We start from the raw sequence: 18,531 nt of genomic DNA, 5'->3' as shown, positions 1-18,531 counted from the left end.
TTTTGAGCAACAGCTTGCCTTCTGTTAAAAGGCAGCTACTTTTAGCTGTGACCATTTTTTAGTCTAAACTCCAGTAACAAACTATACGCCATAATATCGGCTGCGGGTAAAAGATTACCCAGTTTTTTTTTAAATTGAGGAAGATGTTTTGGTAATCTACCGCGTCAAACATCGAAAAGATGCTTACTCTTAAACACCTGGAAGAAATATCCATGATTCACTTACATCCTGAGTTGATTACCAAAAACGGAAAAAAGAATTTGCAGTGATACCTTACGAAGAATTTTAAGCACTGCAAGCATTAATTGGTGACATAGAAGATTTGATGGACTGGAGGGCGGCAAAAGAAGAAGATGCAAATCAGCCTTCTGTACCCTTAGCAGAGGTGAAGAGAAAGTTAGGATTATAGAGGGTTGTGGTGGCGATTTGTATCCCCTTTAACCGTCAATCTAACAGAATCTGTGGCCGAACTTCCATCCCTCGATCCCTTAAATCCGTTACAGAAGCAGTTGCCGAACTTCCGTCATGCCTGCATCACCACCCGTTCCGGGAGACTGACAATAAAAGTTGAACCTTTACCGTCTTCGCTTTCAACGCTAATTTCGCCGCCGAGAATTTGACACAAACGCTGGCTAATTGTCAATCCCAAACCTGTGCCTCCGTACTTGCGGGTAGTCGAAGCATCAGCTTGGGTAAAAGGTTTGAATATCTGCTCTAATTGCTCGTCCGTCATGCCGATTCCAGTGTCGCTAACTCGAAACATTAAAACTTGAGAAGTGTAGTTAGAGCCAGAGTAAAAATCATTATTTTTATTTGGTTTCGTCGGTCTTGATTTTTCAATTTTAATTCTTTCGACACCGATAGTAATCACACCTTTTTCGGTAAACTTGGCAGCATTGCTGAGCAAATTGAGGAGAATTTGCCGCACTTTCGGTTGGTCGGCGTACATTGTGCCGAGTTCGCCTTTTGTTTTCAGTGCTAAAGCATTGCCTTTTTTCTCTACTAGCGGTTGAGCCGTAGTCATCACTTCTTCAATCATGGTCGCCACGTCGAAGTTTTCTAAATAAAGGGTGACGTGACCGGCTTCTATTTTGGAAATGTCGAGGATGTCGCTGATCATGTCGAGCAGGTGTTTGCCTGCGGTTTGAATTTTTTCTAAGTCGGGGAGAAAATCTTCGGAACCGGAATCTTGAGCATCTTCTTGCAGCATTTCGCTGTAGTTAATGATGGCATTGAGGGGGGTGCGGAGTTCGTGGCTCATGTTGGCGAGAAATGCACTTTTGGAGCGGTTGGCAGCTTCGGCTGCTACTTTTGCTTCGTGCAAGTCTTCTGTATATTCTGCTACCCGCTGTATGAGTTCGTTGAGCGAAATTGCTAGCATTCCCACTTCGTCGGAAGTAGTGACGGGTACTTGCAAATCAAAGTTTGATTCTTCGGTAACTCGCTGGGCGATGAGGGTGGTGGCTTCTAAGGGGCGGGCGATCGCCCGGCTGGTGTATGCTGCAAGTACGGCTGCCAGACCAGCGGATACTGCTAGAGAGCAAACCAGAATCAGAGTTCCAAGTTTTTCTGCTTCCTCGTAGGTTTTAAATGCTTCATCTGCTTTCTCGCGAAAGTTGCCGGCCAGTTTGGCTGAATCCTCGGAAAACAATTTGAGTTTCACAGCAGTTTCGCCAGCCACAAAATTGTTCAAGTTTTGCCCCAAAGCCTGCTGCTGCTTTGGATTTAAACCAGATAATTTCGCAGTCGCCAACAATTTTTGTACTTGTTGAAAGTATGATTCTACGGTTTTGCCGTGGGTTTGAGCGAACTGTTGAAGCAGTTGGTAGTCTTTGGCAATCTCGGGATTCTTCGTCGGTGGAAAGGTTTGCAGTTGTTCGAGGATGCCGCTCATCTGAGCAACGCGAGTCAGGAATTCCGAGCGTTGGCGATCGAAAATTTGCGGTTGGGCCGTCAGACTCGCGAGCTCTTGCTGGTGAATTCTGACTTCCTGCACCGTGTTATTGAGGTTTGTCAGGATTTCCGCTTTATCTCGGTCGATCGCTAGTTTTTCTCTAACTTGCTGTTTGTGATAGGATTCTACTCCCCGTCCCCCCACAGCACCCAAAACGGCAATACCAATGACCAAGGCGTATCCGCAGCCGATTTTCTGCCTGATGCCCAAGCGGCCCAACAGACTTTTTAACCCTAATTGAGGAGGGTTCTGCAGTTGATTTTTCAAGGCTAAGGTTAAAGACATGGGCAATGTACTCGTCACCTTTGAGAGGCACCATCTATATTCTAATTGATGCCTGCGTGAGGGTAAATAAAGTTCTGGTTTCGGGCCCGGTTTCGGCAGTTATGGGGTCTTTGCAGGGTTCCACGGCTCGATCGGCTTGACAGTTTGGAGGAGTTATGCCTCACAAATTATAGCCGAAGCAAGAAGGAAGAAACAGTCAAAGGCAGGGTTTCAGTAATTAAGAACGTCTTCACTGTCGGGCGTGGTTGCGATATAAGTGGCGAGTTATAAGTTGCAAGTTATGAGTTAGATTTCTGATTCAAGACTCTACTCTACTCGCAACCCACAACTCTATCGCTGTTCCTCTACTGGCAAAGTCGAAATTGTGCTATATCAGCAGGAATTCTTGAAGCATTAGGCACGCTAGCAGAGGCAGGAACGAAGATTCCCATGCCGTAACTGCAACCCTCTGCCTTCGTGCATTCGCCCGGTTTAGCACTGATTTGATATTCGCCTTGGGATGGGGGAGTAAAAGAGATTGACGCCAGTTCGCCTGTTTTTTGACTCACAGCGATTTCCTGGCCGCTCGCATCCTTGAGAGATAAGTTTAAATCCTGGCAATTTCCGTCGCAAGTGGCAACAAAAACATACTCCACATTAGGATGCAGCGTGGCTCTAAAAGGAGATGAAACTTGCTTGCGAACTTGACCCAGCAACGGCACAAATACTAATTTTTGACCGTTGCCTTTCCGCTGGTCAACTTCTGTTTTCAAGCGACAAACAACCGTTTTTTGGTCGTCGGTCAGTTCTTGAGCAATAGCATTTCCTACGATTGCAGTACCGAGGAGCAGGGCCATGCCGGAAATAACCAGATGTTTGATATTCATTGATGTCCGGTAAAGTTAATTTTTGGGTGATTGCAATAGACCGCTTTTGTCAGCAGTATATTGATTTATCTGGAGCCTATCACATTTGTTGACTTTTCAAAAAAAAAGCTCGGATAAAAGTGCGATCGAACTCATGTCTGGTTTTAGATGAATCTGGCGTCAGCTATCCCCGAAACTCCACAGATTGCGGACGTTAGGAGCAGAACCTCGTCCTGATTGTATTGTACTAAATTAGGGCGATCGGCATCGGGATCTAGAAACCGGGTTTCTGGGCGGATGCGGAGCAGCTAAACCTAATATTTATAGTAGAGACCGGGTTTAACAAGACCTGAATGAGTCCAAGACTGTAAATGTCTGATACAGGTTCCCAGATTCCAGGCCAACAACATAATACCAAGTTAAAAAAATCTTGCTACCATCATCAATCTTATACCAATTATTAAAAGTCGTAGCTCCCCGTAAGGACACGGCATTGCCGTGTCCCTAGTCAAAATCCATCCGTTAAATCCGTTAAATCCGTTCTACAATCCCTTGCCTAACTTTTTTCTTCCATCATTTATCGCTGTTCCGAAATTTCCACGCGGGAACAAACTTAGAATCTCCCCAAACGCCGCGGCGATTTTTCTTAGCTTCGGCTTCCGCTTGTTCCAGAACACTTGCGCTCGGACAGTTTTTCAAGTAAGGACGGTACACCATTGCTAATCCTTCGCGGATCAAAACTTCTTGGGCAAATGTGCCGTTTGGCAAGCGAACTTCGCTCACTTTGCGGCCGTAGCGGTCAGTATCGGTGACGGTCAAAACAATCCGACCGCCCCCTTGTTTGACTAGCTGCTGCATTCTTTGGTGGGCTAGATTTCCCCACTTAAATTGATTTTTTTGTGCTGATGCTTTGCTATTTTTTTCAGCATTTGTGTGCGCGATTTCCGGTGCATCTACACAGGCAAAACGCACTTTGATATCTTTCCCGGCGCTATCGCTGGCGACAAGGGTGTCGCCGTCGCTGACTCGCTTTACAGGATAGTTGTTGGGGGCTAACTTTGGTTGACACCCGAAGGTTAACAACAGCAGAGCAACTGCGCTCAAGCTTTTTATTTTTGGGAAAATGGCGATTAGAGTTTGGCTCATAGTTCGGTCTGTCTATTAGTTTACATTTATGTGGTGAGTTTCATTAACCGGGAGCATCTCATATTTGTAAAAATACTTTTTGTGGCTCCTTCCTTCTTCCTCTTTCCTTCTGCCTCCTGCCTCCTGCCTCCTGCCTCAAAACTCCAATTTCTAGCTTGGTTGCAAAAGTGAGATGCTCCCCATTAACCGATCGCACTTTCAGTCTTTCCCTAACGCCAAGCGTGAAAAACCATCCGGGCGCACGTACCGCTAGCTTGGGAAATATTAACAGCTTTGATGTCGCGGAATCCTGCACTTTCCAGCATCCCTTTCACCGCCAGAGCATTTGGCCCGAACCAATTCGTCGGGTCATTATTCAGTTCGCCGCCACAGTAAAACGCCGCTGCCGGTCTTTGACAATCAAGCATATCGACGTGAGTTTCTAATATTAACTGCTTGCCGGTGACGCTGAAAACTCGATCGAGAGCCAGCAGGGGATGCCTCATGTGGTAAAGCACTCCCAAAAACAAAACCAAATCAAAAACCCCTACTTTCTCGGGCGAAAGGTCGAGCACGTCTATCTCCATATCTTCAACTTGAGACTCGAGCACTCTGCGCGCCAACTCAAATCCTCCTTTGCCAACATCGGGGGATTGCCAAACAAAGGAATCTGTAGCCAAAACGCGCTTAGCCCCCCGCCTTTCTGCGGCAAAAGAGTAAAATCCATCCCAAGCACCGACATCTAAAACAGTCATTCCTGCTAAACTTTCGGGAAGTCCAATTTTTTGTTCGGTTTGGGGAGAAGAGGTTTTACCGCCACCCGGAGTGATGACTCCGCAACCGAGGTCAATGCAGTGATGCCAAGTGGGAATTTTTGCTACTTCTGCTTTTAGCAGCAATCTTTCGATATCTTGTAAAGAAACAATCTCCGCAGGTGCGGCTTGCGGGCTTGGCAATTGCTGAGTTTTGGCACATAGCTTGTCAAAATCTTGGCGGTAGACGGCTAATTCTTCAACCAAGCTTTCGGATAAAGGAGTGCCGCTGTCTTGCAGTTTTTGAGCTGCTTGAGAAAAGCGCAAGTTTAAATCGGTGGCGCGTTTTTTTAAATCGTTTAACTGCTGCCACAAAGTTTGTGTTTCGGCTGTCATCATTTTGTTTTTTATCCCAAAAGTGCGGTTGCTGCTGTCTATTTAGTTTCCATCCAATTTTGCCCAGCGTGGATGTCAACTATCAGCGGTACGCTAAGTGGCAGAGCATTTTCCATCGCAGTTCTAATTTTCGGCTGCAATTCTTCCCATTCATCGGGAGGGACTTCAAAGATTAATTCATCGTGAACTTGCAGCAGCAGCCGCGCCTGATAGTTTTGCAAAATTTTGTGTACCTCAATCATGGCAAGTTTAATGATATCAGCACTAGAGCCTTGAATGGGAGCGTTGGCTGCTGCCCGCAAAGATTGGGCATCATCTCTGCTGAGAGATTTAAGTCTATCAGAGTGAATGTCTTGGGGATTGCGGCCTTTTAAGTCGCGGATGCTTTCGCTCTCGAAGTTCAAGTAGCGGCGGCGGCCGAGTATTGTGGTAACGTATCCGAGGGCGATCGCCTCTTTTTTTACTTTCTCCAAATATTCAAATACTTTACTGTAACGCTGGTTAAATCGTTCAATAAACTTTTTACCGTCTGCTGAAGTTTTGCCCATCGAGCGCCCAAATTTAATCGCCCCCATACCGTAAATTACCCCAAAATTAATCGTTTTGCCAAACCGTCTTTCGTCCGGCGTTACTTCCTCCTTTTCAAACAGCAGTTGAGCCGTCACGGTATGCACATCTCGGTTATTTTGGTAAGCTTCAATTAACACAGGTTCTTGACTCAAGTGAGCCAAAATTCGCAGTTCAATTTGAGAATAGTCAGCCGACACCATCACCCAACCTGCTTCCGGTAAAAAAGCCTTGCGAATTTGCCGCGAAAACTCGGTGCGGATGGGAATATTTTGTAAATTTGGATTGGAAGAAGAAAGCCTTCCCGTACCCGTTGCAGTTTGGTTGAAATCTGTATGCACTCGCCCGGTATCCGCACGCACTAACTGCGGCAAAGCATCGACATAAGTTGATTTCAACTTGGATAATGTTCGGTGTTCTAATAAATCGTCTACAATCGGGTGGTCTCCTTGCAATTTATCCAATACGGCGGCGTCTGTAGAGTATCCCGTCTTAGTTTTGCGAGACTTTTTCTGAAACTCATCCGGGATTTTTTCTAACAATATTTCGCTGAGTTGTTTTGGGGAACCTAAATTAAACTTTCTCCCCGCTGCTTGATAAGTTTTTTCTTCTATTTCTTTTAAGCTTTTTTCTAGCTCCTGGGAAAGTGTATTGAGATAAGCTGAATCAATGCGAATTCCGCAGTATTCCATTTCTGCTAAAACTGGTTCTAGGGGCTGTTCTACTTCCAGCAGCAACTGGTGCAAAGACTTTCCCGGAAAGTTAGCTTCATCAGCTTTATCCAATTCTGCTCTAAGTTTATTTACTAACCCAAATGTGGTGTGAACATCCATGCCGCAGTAGTCGGCTACCGCCGGAATACTGATGTCAGCAATTGTTTTGTTTTTCGGCACTAATTCATTGTAACTTTTGGCAACAATGCCTAAGTATTTCCTTGACAATTCGCTGAGACTGTGGCTAGTTTCTGGGTTGAGTACGTAACTGGCTAGCATGGTGTCGAAGACGACTCCGGCTAGTTTGATTCCCTGACAGCGCAGGATCGATCGATCGAACTTAGCATTTTGCAGCGCCTTGGGATAATTCTCGCTTTCCAAAATCGGACGCAAAGCATTTAAAACTGTGGCTTTGTCTAAGTTTTTGCCCGTTTTGTGTCCCGTGGGAATGTAAGCGAGATCCTCTTTGCCGGTTCCCCAACAGCAGCCAATTCCGACTAATTCGGCGTCTCGCGGTTCGATGGCGGTGGTTTCGGTATCCCACGCCACGGGTGAGGATTTGTCGGTGCAGGTTTGCAGCAGTTGGACTAATTCGTTTAACTGTTCGGTTGTTTGAATTATTCGGGGTTGAATTGGCAGTTTGTTTTGCTGCTGGGCGGCTTTGGTGTCATCATGAGTCCAAAACCACAATTCGTCTGCTTCTGAAATTTCACCCGTTTGAGGTGACTTATCTATTGTGGGGTGGACATCTTGCCCGCCCTTTGCAACAGGCAAGATGCCTGTTCCACTGTCTGTTGAATTGATTGTGGGGTGGGCATCTTGCCCCACCTTTGCCAATGGTTCTTCTACACCGCCGAACCGTTTTTGAATTTGCTTTACTTTCCCTAAAAATGTCTTAAATTCCAACTTTTCCAGCATGGGAATCAAGGCTGATTCGTCAAAACCTATAAGCTGGCAATCTTCTAAATCTACTTCCAAGGGAACGTCTTGGACTATTGTCGCCATGCGTTGAGAATGATAAGCAGCTTCTTTGCCTTCTTCTAGCTTTTTCTTAGTTGCTCCTTTAATCTCGTCGATGGCTGCATAAATTCCATCAAGGGAATTGTAAGCTTCCAGCAATTGCAGGGCGGTTTTGTCGCCGATGCCTTTGACTCCGGGGATGTTATCGGATTTGTCGCCGCAGAGAGCTTTGTAATCTATTACTTGTTCGGGCAAAATACCGAGTTTGGCTTTGACTTCTTCCGGGCCGTATTCTTGGGATTTGCCTTTTCCCGATCGCCTGAGTTCATCCGTACTCAAATACAATACGCTGATTTGTTTTTGGGTTTCTACTAATTGAAACAAATCTCGATCGCCCGTGAGGATTTTGACCTGATAACCGGCCGCGCTGGCTTTGTTTGCCAAAGTTCCCAAAACATCGTCCGCCTCAAAGCCGGGAGCAGTTATGGCAGGTAAATTCAAATAGCTGAGGAGTTCTTGCAGGTTTTTGATATCGGGAATAAAATCTTCGGGAGTTTCGGCACGACCGGCTTTGTAAGTTTCGTCGGCTTCGTGCCGAAAAGTGGGCGTGGCGAGGTCAAAGGCGATCGCCATGTACTGGGGGTCGTGGGCCGCCATAACTTCCAGCAGCGACTTGAGAAAGCCAAAACAGACGCTGGTGGGAATGCCCGTCGTAGTTCGCAAACCCCCATCTCGACTTTTGGCGAAGGCGAAGTAGGAGCGAAAGGCCAGGGAGTGGCCGTCAACTAGGATGAAGGTGGGTGCTTGATTTTCCGACACAGACACAGATCCCGATCGCACGAAAGTATTTTCTCATTGTAGCTATAGCAGAAGGATGTCTGATGTTTTGAAGTAGCTCATCTTTGCACCAACTCTTGTAATGCCAAAAAACAGTGGAGTATGGAGTAGATATCTGGGTAAGTCAGATTAATTGCAACGATTCTTGCTATTCTGCGTCGATTTTACTCGATCGCCTAAAATATCTCAAAACAGTTCTCTACAAGGTCTTTGGGATGATTAATTTTTAAAACCCCTGATCGCCGCCCCTCTCCCCCGAAAAAAATCGCTCTCCTTCTAACTCGTTTTCTGAACGGACTTGCGTAAACACGCAATATTATTTGCGCTTACTCCCCTATCAAGCGGAAGACTTGAATGACAGAATAAAACTATCAACTTTACAAACAGGTCTGAATCATGAACAAGGTAATGGTTACACTCATCTCTATAGCTACCCTTGGGCTAGGCATTGCTGTTCCCCTCCAAGCCAATGCTCAGCCTATGAAGCAAACAACAAAAGTTGCGCTTGAATCCAAACATCGCCCTGAATACCGCGTCCAGTATCACCGCCCCAATCAAAAAAAATGGATAAATGCTGGAACTTTCCGAGATCGTGTAGCTGCTAACAAAGAGGTTCAAAAACTAGAGCATAAAGGTTATAAAGCCCAAATTGTAACTCTGTAGGCTTACACAATAGAGGAGAGAGAGAAAAGGCGAGTGCTACTCGCCTTTTCTCTCCCTCACGATTATCATTATCAGTAACAGCTCACGTTAGATAGCCAGTCTAAATAGTCGTGAAAACGAGTGTGCTGAAGAAATGATAAAATACTTATGGCGGTCAAACTATGAGTTCTCAAACACAAAGCTTTCTGGTCATTGAGGATCACCCTGAAGTCGGTCAAAATAATTGTGAATTTTTGAGGATGATAGAGCCTCAGTGTTCCTGCATTATTCAGGAAACCCCTGAAGAGGGGATTGAGCAACTCAAGCAAGAGAACATAGATTTAGTGGTAGTTGACTTACAATTTGGGACTTTGACAGGCGAGGAGTCAGCCAAGCCAGGTTTAGCGCTACTCAACCACATTTTTGAGCATCATCCTCTGTTAAATGTTCTCGTCTATACCAGCGAACCAAGCTATTTAAGGCAAGTCGTGAAGCAAATATTTGAACATCAAGGGGGATTTGCTGTCGTTAATAAAATGGAAAGACGGAATGCTTTTCTAGAAGGAGGTCGTAGTGCTTTAGCTGGACAGTGTAAGATTCCTCGTAATTTAATGAATGAAATGCCATTGACTGATAAGGATAGAACGGTACTGGACTTGTTATGCAACCAAGCCCTTACTGATCAGGCAATTGCAGATCGGATGCATATATCCCTCAAAACAGCTCAGAACTACGTCCAGAGTCTCAAAGCAAAACTGAATGTGGATCAGCTTGATGGTCAACTTACTAATACCCGAATCGCAGTTTGCATGGAGGCAATTAAACGTAGGTTAATCGGGTAGTTATACCCTTCTTTTTTATCATATTATGGGGTGTCCATCGTCCATTCAAGTGTTACCTGCATCCCACCTTCTTCTAATGGAACCCTTTGCCAAGCCCCATTTGGGATCTCAGCGGCAATAGTTTTCATCAGTTTAGTGCCATATCCACCACTACGACGTTTCTTGTGAGGAATATCTAATAAGATAGGGGTTAGGCTAGTTCCATTATTCTCGATCGCTAATCGGCACTGATGATCTTTTTGAGTAAGCGAGACTGAAACTTGCGTTGCCGATCCGTTTGGAGGTTGGGCATGACGAATCACATTAGCGATCGCTTCTCGAAAAAAGCGAAAGATATCCTCTCTCGAATCAATCCAAGCACTATCAGATTTGGGTTCTCGCAAGGGTTGTAGATGCTCTTTGACACTCAAGGTTAATTCTCTTAAGTTAATCAGTTTTTGGAGCCATTGGTGTATCCCCCGATCCAGTCCAGATTGCAATTCTGGTGTAATCTCTAGCTTTTCTGCAATTGTGCGTGTGCTGCTGAGCTGATTGCGAAGCGCAAGCCCAACTGCTTCTAATCGATCTAAGATTGAGTTAATCAGGGGAGATGGATGACTGAGGGCTAGAAGCTCAATACTATCCATTGCCAATTTGAGTTCTTGAAGTGGGCCATCATGAATGTCTGTTGCGACTCGATGGAGGAGTTTCCGCGATTGTAAAAGAACAGCCTGTCGCTCAGCTAATTTCTGCTGTTGTTGGATAGACTGCCTGAGAATTGAATAAATGGCTACACCTGAACCTGTTCCAACCCAACCTAAGATTGGGATGGATAATGGAAGAATTAACCCTTGATAGAACAAGATAAAACTTAAAGCTACATAGCTTCCTACCAAGATCGGAAGAAGCCAGCCAACCAGCAGATGAACAGGTATAAGTTTATGCTTTTTGCCTTGGCTAAGTATATATAGGCTGATGAAGTCAAGACCCAAAGTTGTGATGATGTAGTCATACCAATTCGGGATTCTTGTCAGAAATGAATGGGTCATCAAACTAGCTATTTGATTAGCTTCTACTTCTGCAACAGACATCTCCCCAAAAGGAGATAGTTCTCGATAGGTTTCAAATCCTTTCCCTTCGGGAAGATCGATTAATACAAGTTTATCATGGAGCTTCTGAAGAGATTGGGGGTCAAAGGAAGGATTACAGTGTTCTATCTCTAGCTGAGAGGAAGGACATTTAAAATGAATATCAATACTAGGAAATGTATCAGCAGAACCCCAGAAGTTCATTTGAAAAGATAAAAGATTTTGTAAAATGCTAATCTTTTGAAAACCTTTGAGATTTCCTGAATTCATATAGAATTTTTCTAAGGCCATCGTTGCCATAGATTTAACCTTATGATGTATATTAATATCTGGATCATCTTCATAGCTAAAATTGGAAAAGAGCTCGGCTTTTCGAGCTGGGCTGTCTAAGCTTTGTGGATGTGCTGCATATCTGAAGTAACTTACTATCTGCTCTGGGGGAATAGAGGGATTTATACTTTCATTATCGAAAGGAAGTAAATTATGATAATCATTTATGACTGAATTTTCTGAGGGTAAGTTACTTGGACGAGCCACCAAAACAATCTGGTTTGAATATTTACTAATCAACTCTTGAAAGGGATGTTCTAACTGAGTATCTGTATCGAGCTCAATGTACTGGCTCATTTGAGTAGGCAAATTTATGACTACAAGCTTTGCACCACTGTTGATTAAGCTTTTTCCTAAAATTGCATAGAAAGTATTCAGTTTATATAAGTTATGAAAGTTATATCCTAAAATGGCAGGCTGCTCGATCTTAAGCAGTAGAATTTCTTTTGGCATAAGCCCTGGTTTATGCAGTCGTATTAGATGATCCTGAATGTCTAGCTCCATTTTATTGAGCATAGGTAAGTTGCTAGATACTGCACAGTAAAACAAGCTCCAAGCAGTTACTAAGCCAATACCTATTGCTGGCCGATATCTGATAGTGTTCATTCGATATTTCTATTATTTATTTGTTCGGTGCAGTCAATATAACATTGTTGGCTTGGGTCGGATTTGGTTTAAAGTTACACACAAATCTTGTGAACACTGTCTCAACCGCCAATGAGCCAATTTTGTACTAATCGTTCCATCATAGATAGTACCATTCAAATGAAACCCGTATATCGATCGGACATTATTGCCGTCAATTTATAGTTTCAGTTTAACCGAGCCTCCTTGTCCAATACCATCAGTAATTCGTCCAGCACCAATCCAGACTTAGGTTGCTGTGGCTGGGATATCTAACAGACTCAATAAAAGTAAAGTTTGGCATACAATACGAGATGCAAAAGGAAGCATGAGCCATTTATTCTTAGTTCAATAGTACAATTCTGACATTTGCCTTTGAGGGCGAGTTTTCTTCTCCAGTATATAGCACTTTACAGTTTGGTGAGGTACACCTAAATAGCTGTAAAGCTTATAGAACTCATTTGGGATCTCTGATGATGAGCTAAGATCGGAAAAAAATGTCGTACTCCCGCAGCTTAACCGATAAAGAGTGGGAACTCATCAAGCCATTATTACCCCGAAACAAGAAAACCAGACCGTTACTCAGTCAAAGAGAGAAATCTTGGATGTTATCTTCTATGACTCGCCAGCGGTAAACGCACGGGTAGTGAGAAACCGGGTTTTTTGCATCATACTTCGTTACAGCTCGCAGAAACGGTAAAAAACCCGGTTTCTGAAGGTTGTGATGCGTAAGTCCCAATCTAAAATCTCAAATCTCAAATCTCAAATCTCAAACCTCAAATCGCTTGACTGTGCAGCTTGGCTGAGAATAGTACAAGATGTTAAGTGCGATTCCCTACGGGATAGCTTCGCTTCACGCAAATTTACAAACACCAGCCGATCGAAGCTTATGGGTGACATTAATCGATGCTACGAAATCCTCGAAATTGAGCCTGGAGCTTCCTTAGAAGAAATTAAGCGCGCTTACAGGGATTTAGCGTTTGTGTGGCATCCCGATCGGTTTGCCCACAACGATCGCCTGCAACAAAAAGCTCACCAAAGATTAACAGAAATTAATGAAGCTTACCAGCAGTTGGTGTTGTTTCTGAGTCAGCCTGAATCGAAGTCGATCGAAAAACAGTTTCAGCAGCCGCCACCCCCTGCGCCTGAAAAGCCGCTGAGAAGGCGTTCTGGAAAATCAGCCGCCAGGCCTGGTTCTGGGCGCAGTCAAACCCGCCCAAAAGCCGCCTCCAAAAAATTTCCAACTCAAAAGAATTCTTCAAGCAAGAAACGATTTACAGCTCAAAATCGCCAAGCGTGGCGGGGAAGAAAGCAAGTTGGGCGAAGCGTGGCGAGGAAAGCACGGCCATCTCAAAACTATCCAAAGCTGATGTCGAAAAGAAAAAAAGAATTTTCAACTCAATACTCAAAACCGCGGCCATCTCAAAACTATTCAAGCTTTCCTTGGGGGCCGCTGGCAATCGCCGTGGCGAGTTACGCTTTGACCGGTTGGATTTTGACGGTATCACCCGCCCCGCTGTGGATGTGGGCTTTAATCTGCGGTGCAGATTGGCTGTGGGCGGCGATTTTGCTAGCAGAGGGTTCGGCAACGCCCAGAGTGTGGCTGGCGGCGTTAGTTTTGGCTGGGGCGGTAGGGGGGTCGATCGCCGGTTTTCAGGCGGGAGGAATGGTAACAGCGGCTGCTTGGGGCGCAGTTGGGGCTGGTTTGGGGGCGATCGCCAGTTCCGAGGCAGAGTCTCGGGCTGTGGCTGTAGTTTTAGCCGTAGCGGGAGTGGCGACCGTGGTGGGATTGATGGCTGGAACGGGTTCTGGGGATTGGGTCAAGGCGTTGGTTGTGGCGGTGTGTTGGGCGATTGTTGGCTTGACGTGCGGGCTGGCGGCGGAAGTAGGCGTGAATTCTGGCGGCCCCGTCGGGCTCGGAGGTGCGATCGGGCTGGGGATAGGGGCGTGGGCGGGGGTTTTGGCTGGGGCTGGTTCGGGGGCGATCGCGCAAGCCTTGGCCATCGCTGGATCTAAGACTGTTTATGGGGCTTGGGCGGCGATCGGGATTATTGCGGGAGTTGTGGCGCGGATGGTAGCTGGGGAAAGGTCGATCCACACTGGTAGCGGGCTTTACACGTTTACCCTGTTGGTGGCTACTTCCGGTTTCGGGCTGTGGCTGGGAAGTTGGTTGGTCGATCGTCTCTTTTTAATTAATAATTAGTCATCAGTCATTAGTCATCAGTCATTAGTCATTAGTCATTAGTCATTAGGGAAAATTACCCATTACCAATTCCCCATTATCCTATTTTCTAGCAACGACCAAGACGATTAGGACGTTCTTAATTGCTGAGAGCCTTCCTTCTTCCTTCTTCCTTCTTCCTTCTTCCTTCCATCCGTTAGAGAATCCGTTGCCGAACTTCCTTCTTCCTTCAGCTTCAGCATAACTCCCAGCACTTATCGCTTTTCAGCAGCGCTTCAAACTCCGCCATAGGCAAAGCTTTACTGAAAAAATAACCTTGAATTTCGTCGCACTCGCGATCGCACAAAAAAGCAAGTTCCGACTCATTTTCTACCCCCTCAGCAATCACAGTCATGTTCATGCCGTGTGCCATTTGAATAATCGCTATTGTAATCGCTGCATTTTGGCGATCCTCTGCAATATCGCGAATAAAACTCTTGTCAATTTTGATCGCATCAAACGGAAAGCGTTTCGGATAACTCAAAGAAGAATATCCCATTCCAAAATCATCAATTGCTATGCTAATCCCCATATCTCTCCACGCCGTAAAAGCTTTAACAGCAGTCGTTTCATCTTGCAAAATCAGACTTTCAGTCAATTCTAATTCCAGACATTTAGGATCGAGATTAGTTTCTCTCAATATTTGTCTGACTCTCTCCGTCAAATTTTTTTGCTCAAACTGGCGGGGTGACACGTTGACTGCTACCCGCAGGGGCGGCAAACCCTGTGTTTGCCAAACTTTAGTTTGCCTGCAAGCAGTCTCTAACACCCATTCGCCCAGCGGTGCAATCAAGCCCATTTCTTCAGCCATGGGAATAAATTCTCCCGGAGAAACTCTGCCCCTTTCTGGATGATTCCAGCGCACCAAAGCTTCAGCACCAATAATTTTCCCTGTTTTAATTTCTATTTGCGGCTCATAGTAAACTTCAAATTCCGAGCGTTTTAAAGCATTGCGTAGAAAAGTTTCTTGAGTGAATCTCTTGATGGAACTATGCGCGACTTTTGCAGTATGAAACTGATAATTATTTCCCCCTTGTTGCTGAGAATTGTACATAGCTGTATAAGCATTTTTTAGGAGTTTGTCTCCATCGCTGGCGTCGCTTGGAGATAAAGAAATGCCGATACTTGCCGTGAGGTAAAGTTCCGAGCCTTTGACAATCATAGGTTGGGCTACAATATCTAAAATGTTTTGAGCAATCTTGGCAGCATCCTGTTTTTCCGCAACTGGTTCTAGAACAATTGCAAATTCGGCCGCTTCCAAACGAGCCACAATATTAATGTTCTCCGTGCAGTTACTAAGCCGCTCGGCAAATTTGCAAAGTACGGAGTCGCCGATTTCATGTCCCAAGGTACTGTTAATTCGGTTAATTCTATCTAAACTGAGAGTGATAACGGGAATGAGTGCTGACCATTTTTTTTGCTTGTCTAATATCTGACTTAGCAGCTCTCGGAACAACGAACGATTTGGCAAGTTTGTCAAGCTATCGTATTGATGTCGGTGGAGAGCTAATTGAATAGTTGTGTGCAAGTTTTTTTCCTCAAATGGTTTGACAATATAGCCGAAGGGTTTGGTCGCATTGACGCGCCACAAAGTGTTTTCGTCAGCATAAGCTGTCAGATAAACTACCGGGATTTGAAAGCGCGATAAAATTTCTGCTGCTGCTGTAATGCCGTCCATTTCTCCTTGCAGGTTAACATCCATCAAAACCAAATCTGGTCGGAATTTCGCTACAGATTCAATTGCTTCTTCTCCCGAATAGACCATACCAGTTATTCGATATCCTAGAGATATTAAACAGTCTGAAATGTCTTCCGCAATTATGCTCTCGTCTTCAACAATCAGAATTTTTTTGTTAAACACTAAATTCTCTCCTAAGAATGCAATTGGGGTTGGGAAAAGGTTATTTTAAAAGTCGTGCCAGCAGTTTCTAACAGTTCTAGTTTCCCCCGGATTTGCTTGACTAAAGACCCGACCAGTCGCAAGCCCAACGTTCGGGCTTTTCGATAATCTAAGTCTTGAGGAAAACCAATTCCGCTGTCGCTCACGGTTAGCACGCAAAGTCTATTATTTCCTAAAGTAAAATCTATGTTAATTTTACCTTTGATTTGTCCTGTAAAAGCATATTTGAGAGCATTTGTCACAAGCTCGTTGATAATTAATCCGCAAGGAACGGCCGTATCAATATTAAGAGAACACGGCGCAATATTTGTTTGCAACTTAACGCCTTCTGCATGAATTTCATAAGCTTGGAATAAATTGTGGGCGAGATTTTGGATATATTCAGCAAAATCAATGTTTGACCAGTCTTTGGATTGATATAATTGTTCGTGAACCAGAGCCATCGATCTGACTCGGTTTTGACTTTCTTTTAACATTTCACTAACGCGGCTGTCTTGAATGTAGCGAGACTGAAGTTTCAGCAGGCTAGAAATAACTTGGAGGTTGTTTTTGACGCGGTGGTGAATTTCTTGGAGAAGGACTTCTTTTTCGGCGAGGGACGCTTTGATTTGATCCTCATCCCGTTTGCGCTCTGTAATGTCGCGTACTACTGCTTGGAGAAATTTTTGTCCGTTAATTTCCATTGCGTTTAACAGAACTTCTGCGGAAAATTCTGAACCGTCGAGTCGTTGGTGTACCCAGTCAAATCGACAGCTACCTACGAGCATTGCTGTGTTCATTTTCTGTGATACTAAACTGGCTGAATCTTGTCCGTTAGGCTGAAATGGCGGGGAAAATTCGCTCGGATGCTTGCCGTAAAATTCTTTTTTGTTGCTACAGCCAAATATTTTTAAAGTGGCGTGGTTGCAGTCAAAAAAATATTGTTCGTCGAGCAGCATTACTGCGTCGCTGGTGGCTTCATAAAGGCTGCGAAATTTGTGTTCTGATTCTTGCAGCGAGCAGATCAATTGGTTTTTTAGAGCTTCTGCACGCTTGCGTTCGGTAATGTCTGTCCCTACACAAACTGCTGCGGTTCCCTGAAGATATTTCTGAACTACTATCAAATAATTTCGGACTAACCCGTTAATTTGTATGTCTATTTCTTGGGAGGTTTGCTGAGATGAACTGTCAAAAAAATTGCGGATCATTTCTTCAAAACTCGATCCTTTGTCGAGAAAGTTGATTTCTTGACCGACAAAGCTTTCAGGAGACAGTTTGAACGAGGTTGCTAAGTGCTGGTTGACTCCGATATACCGCAAATCTGAACTGATCCAAGAAATTAGTCCGGGCACGGCATCCAACACGGCGCGAAGTTGGTCTGTAGCTTCTTGGAGTGCTTCTTCCGATCGCTTGCGATCGCTAATATCTATCGCCGTTCCGCACAAGCCTAAAATAGCGCCGTTTTCAGCTTGGTTGACGATGCTGTTGACGCGCAGATGGACGGGAGTACCGTCTTTGCGAATATGTACTGTTTCGTAAGGAGAATTAGCGGTTTGTGGCTGAATTTTGGTTCTCGCTAAAAGTTGGGCAAATATTTCTCTTGGTTTATTTTTTTGGTCGTGAACTAAAAAATCGGTGAAGCGGCGGCCGATCATTTCTGGCGGTTCGTAACCGTAGATGCGTTTGGCGGCGGAATTGACAAAAGTCAAGAGGCCTTCAATATCGATCGACCAAATCAATTCTTGGGAGGTTTCTACGAGGTTGCGGTACTTTTTTTCGCTTTCAGCAAGTGCTGCATGGAAGACTGCCGTTTGCTGCTGAAGTCTGTCTTCTAATTCTTGATTTACCGTTTCCAGAGTGGCGATGGACTGCTCGCGCTCGGTAATTTGAGTAGAAACACCCACTGCCCCGACAACTTCGCCGTTTCCATCTCGCAGGGCGGCAGATCGAATTTCGTACATAAAATGTCCCTCTCGGACCTTCCAAGTGCGATCGTTTCCTGCTAGTACCTCGGCAATATTTTCTAAGATATCTGGCTGGCTGCTGTAAACTTCAAAAATCGACAGCCCGACAGTTGTACCTGGTTTGAGCCCCAAATTTTCTAATCCTTTGCCTTCTGCAAGGGTTAACTTGCCGTCTCTGTCTGTTGCCCACAGGAAAATCGAGCCACAACTGACGGCGGCGTGCAGGGTTTCATTGGCTTGTTTGAGCCGATCGATTTCTGCGTGAAGCCGCTCCTGGGTGCTGTTTAATTCTACCGTTAGTCGATCGGCTTTTTGCTGCCAAGTAGCAGCAGTGTCGCACATCTCTGCGATATTGGGGGAACGACAGATGGATTGGTTGCAGTGTGACATGGTTACTCTGGGATGCACTGTATATTTAACCCCAGCCTATCTTTTAAGCATAAACTTTTTAAGTCAAATATTACAGTTAGCTGCGATACTCATCCGAGCAATATGCGATAGTTTAAAGCTAGTTTCAAGGATTCAGGA

General features: G+C 44.9%; 11 protein-coding genes. 3 read left to right on the top strand and 8 right to left on the bottom strand.

Features of this window, described 5'->3' with window-relative positions; genetic code table 11:
• Positions 1–523 precede the first annotated feature (523 nt).
• The 5 genes from QUA78_RS25590 to polA form a co-directional block, all read right to left on the bottom strand.
• A complete protein-coding gene (locus tag QUA78_RS25590) occupies positions 524–2,239 on the bottom strand; it encodes a HAMP domain-containing sensor histidine kinase (RefSeq protein WP_333302768.1) in 1,716 nt (571 codons plus the stop codon).
• A 344-nt stretch (positions 2,240–2,583) separates the two neighbouring features.
• On the bottom strand, positions 2,584–3,105 hold the full coding sequence (locus tag QUA78_RS25585; protein WP_333302769.1) for a hypothetical protein: 522 nt from the start codon (positions 3,103–3,105) through the stop codon (positions 2,584–2,586).
• Between the two features lie 552 nt (positions 3,106–3,657).
• Positions 3,658–4,230 (bottom strand): thermonuclease family protein, encoded by a 573-nt coding sequence (locus QUA78_RS25580; protein WP_333302771.1) that lies wholly within the window; start codon positions 4,228–4,230, stop codon positions 3,658–3,660.
• A gap of 209 nt (positions 4,231–4,439) precedes the next feature.
• Positions 4,440–5,360, bottom strand: coding sequence for a DUF1698 domain-containing protein (locus QUA78_RS25575; RefSeq protein WP_333302772.1), 921 nt, complete (start codon positions 5,358–5,360; stop codon positions 4,440–4,442).
• 35 nt (positions 5,361–5,395) lie between these two features.
• Complete coding sequence (gene polA / locus QUA78_RS25570) at positions 5,396–8,437, bottom strand: DNA polymerase I (RefSeq protein ID WP_333302774.1); 3,042 nt, start codon at positions 8,435–8,437, stop codon at positions 5,396–5,398.
• Positions 8,438–8,830: 393 nt separating this feature from the next.
• Between polA and QUA78_RS25565 the strand changes: the two genes are divergently transcribed.
• Positions 8,831–9,097, top strand: a complete 267-nt coding sequence (locus tag QUA78_RS25565; protein WP_333302776.1) for a hypothetical protein — start codon at positions 8,831–8,833, stop codon at positions 9,095–9,097.
• Positions 9,098–9,258: 161 nt separating this feature from the next.
• Positions 9,259–9,918 (top strand): LuxR C-terminal-related transcriptional regulator, encoded by a 660-nt coding sequence (locus QUA78_RS25560; protein WP_333302777.1) that lies wholly within the window; start codon positions 9,259–9,261, stop codon positions 9,916–9,918.
• A 23-nt stretch (positions 9,919–9,941) separates the two neighbouring features.
• Here QUA78_RS25560 and QUA78_RS25555 read toward each other — a convergent pair whose 3' ends face one another.
• A complete protein-coding gene (locus QUA78_RS25555) occupies positions 9,942–11,921 on the bottom strand; it encodes an ATP-binding protein (protein ID WP_333302779.1) in 1,980 nt (659 codons plus the stop codon).
• 907 nt (positions 11,922–12,828) lie between these two features.
• On the opposite strand from QUA78_RS25555, the gene QUA78_RS25550 reads away from it, so the two are divergent.
• Entirely contained in the window at positions 12,829–14,142 is a 1,314-nt protein-coding gene (locus tag QUA78_RS25550) for a J domain-containing protein (protein ID WP_333399094.1), read from the top strand.
• A 214-nt stretch (positions 14,143–14,356) separates the two neighbouring features.
• Here the strand turns inward: QUA78_RS25550 and QUA78_RS25545 are convergent, their stop codons facing one another.
• Together QUA78_RS25545 and QUA78_RS25540 are read right to left on the bottom strand one after the other, a co-directional pair.
• Positions 14,357–16,021, bottom strand: coding sequence for an EAL domain-containing protein (locus tag QUA78_RS25545; RefSeq protein ID WP_333302782.1), 1,665 nt, complete (start codon positions 16,019–16,021; stop codon positions 14,357–14,359).
• Between the two features lie 11 nt (positions 16,022–16,032).
• Positions 16,033–18,393, bottom strand: a complete 2,361-nt coding sequence (locus QUA78_RS25540; protein WP_333302783.1) for a PAS domain S-box protein — start codon at positions 18,391–18,393, stop codon at positions 16,033–16,035.
• Positions 18,394–18,531: the final 138 nt, after the last annotated feature.

It is taken from the genome of Microcoleus sp. K4-B3, from assembly GCF_036704615.1.
Lineage (GTDB): Bacteria > Cyanobacteriota > Cyanobacteriia > Cyanobacteriales > Microcoleaceae > Microcoleus.
The sequence above is the reverse complement of the archived record's forward strand: the minus strand, read 5'-3'. Positions and strand labels throughout refer to the sequence as shown.